General features: G+C 33.3%; 7 protein-coding genes. 3 read left to right on the forward strand and 4 right to left on the reverse strand.

Translation table 11 applies throughout. The features are described from left to right. Both MW688_RS23715 and MW688_RS23720 read left to right on the forward strand, forming a co-directional pair. Positions 1-235 (forward strand): hypothetical protein (locus tag MW688_RS23715; RefSeq protein WP_486738485.1); only part of this gene is annotated, 235 nt, incomplete at its 5' end. A 586-nt stretch (positions 236-821) separates the two neighbouring features. Continuing rightward, a complete protein-coding gene (locus MW688_RS23720; RefSeq protein WP_486738486.1) occupies positions 822-1913 on the forward strand; it encodes a hypothetical protein in 1092 nt (363 codons plus the stop codon). A gap of 2 nt (positions 1914-1915) precedes the next feature. Here MW688_RS23720 and MW688_RS23725 read toward each other — a convergent pair whose 3' ends face one another. Together MW688_RS23725 and MW688_RS23730 are read right to left on the reverse strand one after the other, a co-directional pair. Then, on the reverse strand, positions 1916-2692 hold the full coding sequence (locus MW688_RS23725) for a hypothetical protein (protein WP_486738487.1): 777 nt from the start codon (positions 2690-2692) through the stop codon (positions 1916-1918). Between the two features lie 339 nt (positions 2693-3031). Further along, a complete protein-coding gene (locus tag MW688_RS23730; RefSeq protein ID WP_486738488.1) occupies positions 3032-3688 on the reverse strand; it encodes an SDR family oxidoreductase in 657 nt (218 codons plus the stop codon). 71 nt (positions 3689-3759) lie between these two features. Between MW688_RS23730 and MW688_RS23735 the strand changes: the two genes are divergently transcribed. After that, positions 3760-4095 (forward strand): hypothetical protein, encoded by a 336-nt coding sequence (locus MW688_RS23735; RefSeq protein ID WP_486738489.1) that lies wholly within the window; start codon positions 3760-3762, stop codon positions 4093-4095. 129 nt (positions 4096-4224) lie between these two features. Here MW688_RS23735 and MW688_RS23740 read toward each other — a convergent pair whose 3' ends face one another. Together MW688_RS23740 and MW688_RS23745 are read right to left on the reverse strand one after the other, a co-directional pair. Further along, on the reverse strand, positions 4225-4554 hold the full coding sequence (locus MW688_RS23740) for an element excision factor XisI family protein (protein WP_486738490.1): 330 nt from the start codon (positions 4552-4554) through the stop codon (positions 4225-4227). Then, positions 4542-4667, reverse strand: a complete 126-nt coding sequence (locus tag MW688_RS23745; RefSeq protein WP_486738491.1) for an element excision factor XisH family protein — start codon at positions 4665-4667, stop codon at positions 4542-4544. Before MW688_RS23745 ends, MW688_RS23740 begins: the two co-directional genes overlap by 13 nt. Between the last annotated feature and the right edge of the window lie 521 nt (positions 4668-5188).

Consider the following 5188-nt stretch of genomic DNA (forward strand, 5'->3'; position numbering starts at 1 on the left):
AGCCGAAGCAAGGGCGCAAGCCGAAGCAAGGGCGCAAGCCTTGCGCCCCTACTACAGAATAATAATATTATCGGATGAGCGCACCGAAGGCAGTGGGGATCTTGCAGGAGATCGCTTTTTGAAAATAAAATCAATTATAGCAATGAGCGTTGTAGTGTTAACAATATTTATATTTACAGATCCCCCCAACCCCCCGCAAGGGTCAGGGCTGTTTCGTTCTAAAATTTTGTCGTAAGCTAGAAGCTAGACACCACAAAAGTTGACGCTCTTTTTAGCTATTATTAGAAAAAAGGTGATTTATTATTAGCAAAAAATCCCCTCTCCCTGCTCAGAAGCTCCCTGCTCCGGTGCTCCTCCTCACCATTTTCTTTGTCAAGAACGAAACAGCCCTGCCGCAAGGGTAGGTTTTTTACCAAGAGCTTGTAGTAAAAGTAAGACAAGGTAGACAAGGAGGGAAAGTGGACAACTCAGACCCTCGCATCTTTATCCAAAGTTACTTGTGGTGGTTGAGTTTTGAAGTAATGAGTTTTGAAGTAATGAGTTAAAGAATTAATGCGATCGCGCTTTAAAATTGGTTGACAGGGCAAGATCTTAGGCTAAAGAGAAATAAACTTTTTCTGAGGTTAATTTAGTACATAAGTACTGGTGGAAGATGTGATCCAACCTACAGGCGATCGCGCGATCGCCTCACATCTTTTTCCTCGAACATTTGTACTAAAAAACTTAGGGGCAAATAGATTTGTAAAAAGTTTATGAATCGTAATATTTTTGTTCAATTTCTAAGGTTATGATCATATTATGTAGACACAAAGAATTTTGTCATGAATGTTAATATTTTACATTTTTCACAAGGGACAAAAATAGCATTAATTTTATCTTTAGCGTGCTTTGTGGGCGCAATAATTATTTACTTAACAAAACTAAATAAATCTAAATTTTATATATCTTTACCTCCAATAGGTTATTTTCGTTTACCCAATTATGAACCTTTAGACCAAAAAATATATAAGGCGACATTTTGCTGTTGTTTTTTAGTAATCAATGGTAGTTTTATCCTCTACTTTTTAACAATAGGAGGTTTTTTATCAGCAGACACCATAACTTATTCAGTTGTTGCGAAAATGATAGGAAATATTTTTCTAATAATTCTCCTATTAATTATTTTAGGATCTATAGTAACAGCAGCAACATACATTTATAGATTTAAAAAAATGAAAACATTAGTTAATCATAACTGGATAACATTCCTAAATAGCGCAGGAAATCAAAAGCTCTATCGCACCTTTAAATATTTTCTAGTTTTTCCTGTAGTTGCAGTTATGATTAGCTATTCTTTAATCAATCCCGATTCTCCAGTTCTTCCTTATAACGATAAATATATTATTGCTTCTATTATATATTTTTCGAGTTGTTTTAGCAGTATCTTAAGTAGCTTGTTAAGTAGAATAATTCCGCCCTACTTATTTGATAACAATAAATTAGGTTTTGCATTACATAGATTCAATTGCGAACTTTGCCAAAGACGGATGGAATTAGTTGAACCACAAAAGTTAATACAATTCCTGAACAAACCACAAAAAATTGCTGAGAAGTTAGGTTCAGTTATATTTGAAGGATGGCACTGTCCTCACTGTTACCTCAATATTAATCCTAATACCTTGCATTTGCGAGTTTATAATTTAGCTTTAACTAAATTTACAGACTGTCAACATTGTCAAGAGGTTACTGTTAAAGTAACTGAAAAAATTTTAGAACCAGCTACAGATTCGACGGCAGGGAAAAAAAGAGTATTTTATGATTGTCAATGTTGCCATGACCATAGTGAGAAAATAGTTAAAATTCCCAAGAAAAAAAGTAGTAGTAGTAGTAGCAGGTCAAAAAACCCTTATACAGGCGGCGATATATGGGATTGAAACTAAAAAAAGTTGATAAAATCTTTAATCTCTTTCACAATTGCTTCAAGCTTAGGAATATTTTCAAAACCTTGACGAGATAAAGGCAAAAAATAATTTTGTTCTGAGAAATTTAGTTGCAAACAAATATAAAATAGTTCTGGATCTTCATCTGTATCTTTCTCTTGACTATAATTTTGGTTATTTTTCTCTTTAATTCTATTCATTTCCTCAATGAATTGCTCAGATTTTTCCCGAAGTTGAGGATTACGTATATTGTTAATTTTCTTCTTGATTTCTACTTGCTTATCTTGATTATTAGCATTTCCAGGACCATCAATCATTACCCTAAAACCCCAATCCATACCGGGTAAAACTTTTTTGTTTTTAACTTGATATTTATAAAGTAGATACTCATAGTAAGCTTGGTGACTTTCTTTATTAGGTAAGATGACTATATCTTTTATATTTTTTAGTTCATGCTCAAATTTAGCCATACCACTCCACAAATCTCGATGCAAATAGTCTTTATGAAAAAGAAATTGTTTAGAAGTAAACTTTCCAGTCTTTTTATTAAAAATACATTTCTCAGGAATTATTGTATACTGTATAATTTTTTGACCTAACCAAATAGTTAAAAGCAAAAAAATGAGACCCAATGGACTAAACAGCATAAATGTGTAGACAGTAAATAGACAAAGAAATACAACTATACTTAATCCTTTTATAGCCCTCTTAGGATCTATTGTGATTGCGACTAAGTTAATAATTAGCTTTTGGGCTTTTTTTTGACTTGACATAGTATTTCCTCACATAAATAAATAGTTGATGTTACTATGTTTTGAATTACTTTCAACTTAACCTAGGTCACATTTAAATAGTGATTATAACTCAATTAAATTTATGATTATTTAGATATCTTTATGAATCGTAAAAGAATAACTGAAATTAAGCAATTCAAAAAATTTATCTAGTTGATTACTCTATTTAGTTATTTGGGAGATCGCACATATCTCCGCTTAACCCCAAAAATTATACTGATTCTTGTTAGTTACTGACACACTCCAAAGCCTATTTCCTAGAGTATAGTCAGGAGTATGTCAACTAATTTACCTCATTTGAGCCAAACAAAAAATATTCTAAACCTTAGTAAATAACTCCTCATAACTCATAGAAGGAGCATCAGGCTTAGTAATAATTTCTACTATCTTATTTTGAGCTGATACATTAAACAAAGATTCTACGGCCACATTTGCTACCTTTTGACGAGGGATACTGCCATCAAAAAGACTATCGGCATCTTTCATTAGAATTGGTTCATCATTATTCTCCTCTTTTAAACCACCAGGGCGTACAATCGTGTAGGGTATACCACTATCTTGTAAGTACATCTCTGCTTGTTTTTTCCAATATAGTACTAACCAAAACAAATTGAGGGGATGAAAGAAACGAGATACACACAAAGAAGAAATCATCACAAATTGCTTAATTCCAGTCTCTTTAGCTACATCAACTAGATTTTTAGTGCCTACATAATCTACGGAATAAGGACCAGTTATGTCTAAACTAGGTGCCGCACCAGTGGCAGAAATAACCAAATCACAAGGAGCGATCGCCCCTCGCAAAGTTTCTGGTTTTAGTACATCTCCCACAGTTAATTCTACTGCTTCGGGTAATATTCCTTTTGCTTTTTCTAAATCACGGACTAAGGCAGTTACCTCTATTTCACGTCTAACCAACTCTTCTACAATTCGTTTTCCAGTTTTTCCCGTAGAACCTGCTACAAATACTTTCATAAAGTAACCTTAATAACTCTTATCTCTTAGTCTATATTTAACAAAAGATAAATGTTCACAACATCTGAAGAATGTCGCAATTTAGACTTAATTTAGCTACTGGTTCGGTTATTTTTCCCTTTACACTGGAAGCGGCTTTAAAATTAAAAGCTCAAATCAATGAATTAATGCAAACTCTCAAACTAATCGCCAATCAAAATAAACCAGATCGACGTCATCAACCCATGGAGTATCGGCATACAGGTGAAACTCTTGTAGAAATCTTCTGTAATCCAAACATTTATGCTGGTCCCTTTGCGGCTAAAGTATTAGTTACTATCAGAGATGATAAGATTCGTATGACTAGTGAAGCTGATTTGACGCGATTAGTAGAAGATTTAGAAGAGTATCTCGCACAAAATAATTAATTCCTATTCTCTCTCTTTGTTGGTAAAGTTTGATTTTTACCAAATTAGTTTGATTTTACCAAAAATCAAAAGTGCTACCAAAAACTTGTTCTCAGTTCTGACACTTTCAATCATTTAATAAAATGTGGTTTAACCAACAGCAAAATCGGTTAATTTCCTTTTATAAGGAGCATGAAACCCTAAGACAATATCATGTTTGGGAACTCCGGCAGCGACTAACTGATTAGCAATCCCTATTTCTGTTCCATCTCTTTGGATCCAGATTTTTTCATCTTTTAAGTCAACATGAATAATAACTCCATAAATTCTTTTTTGATTTTTCCATCCAATATTTAAAACTTGATAATGATGACGATCTTGATCAAAAAGAAGTTGAATTTCTGTGTCATTATTACCATCATTTCTTAAATGTTGAGATAGAGTGTCTTGAATTAATTGAGAGTAATTTATTCTTTCCATAACATCACCTCTTGTTGTAAAGAATCAAAAATTAAGAGCTTAATTTTATATTCAGCTAAAGCATCTTGAATAAATTGACGAGAAAAGAATTCTTCATAAGTATCTCGTGGAATAGCTAGGTAAACTCAGATATTGCATCTTTAGCAAAGTTACTGGTTGTGGATGAATAGTGAGTAATGAGTTTTGAAGTAATGAGTAATGAGTAAGACGTCTTGAAGTAAGAAGTCTTGAAGTCTTGGAGTTTTGGAGTAATGGGTTTTGGAGTTTTGAAGTTTTGAAGTTTTGAAGTAAAAGAATTGATCCTAACCTCATATCAAAGCACCAGAACTTATGTACTAAATTAACCTCAGAAAAAGTTCATTTCTCTTTCGCCTAAGATCTTGCTCTTTAGCCGACATCAATAGTAGAACAACTTTGAGACTTTATCAATGCAATAGTGGTTACTGACATTCTAATTGTAACTTTTTTAAGAAGTTTCAGTTAACTCATATCTTGCACGCAAATACAAAAGTACAGAAATAGGCCAACAGGTGAGAGGGGAGAGAGGGGGAGCACCGGAGCACCGGAGCACCGGAGCACGGGAGAGGGGGAGAAAGAGGGTTTTTAAGGATTTGCATCAATATTTAATTATATA

Source organism: Johannesbaptistia floridana (assembly GCF_057440575.1).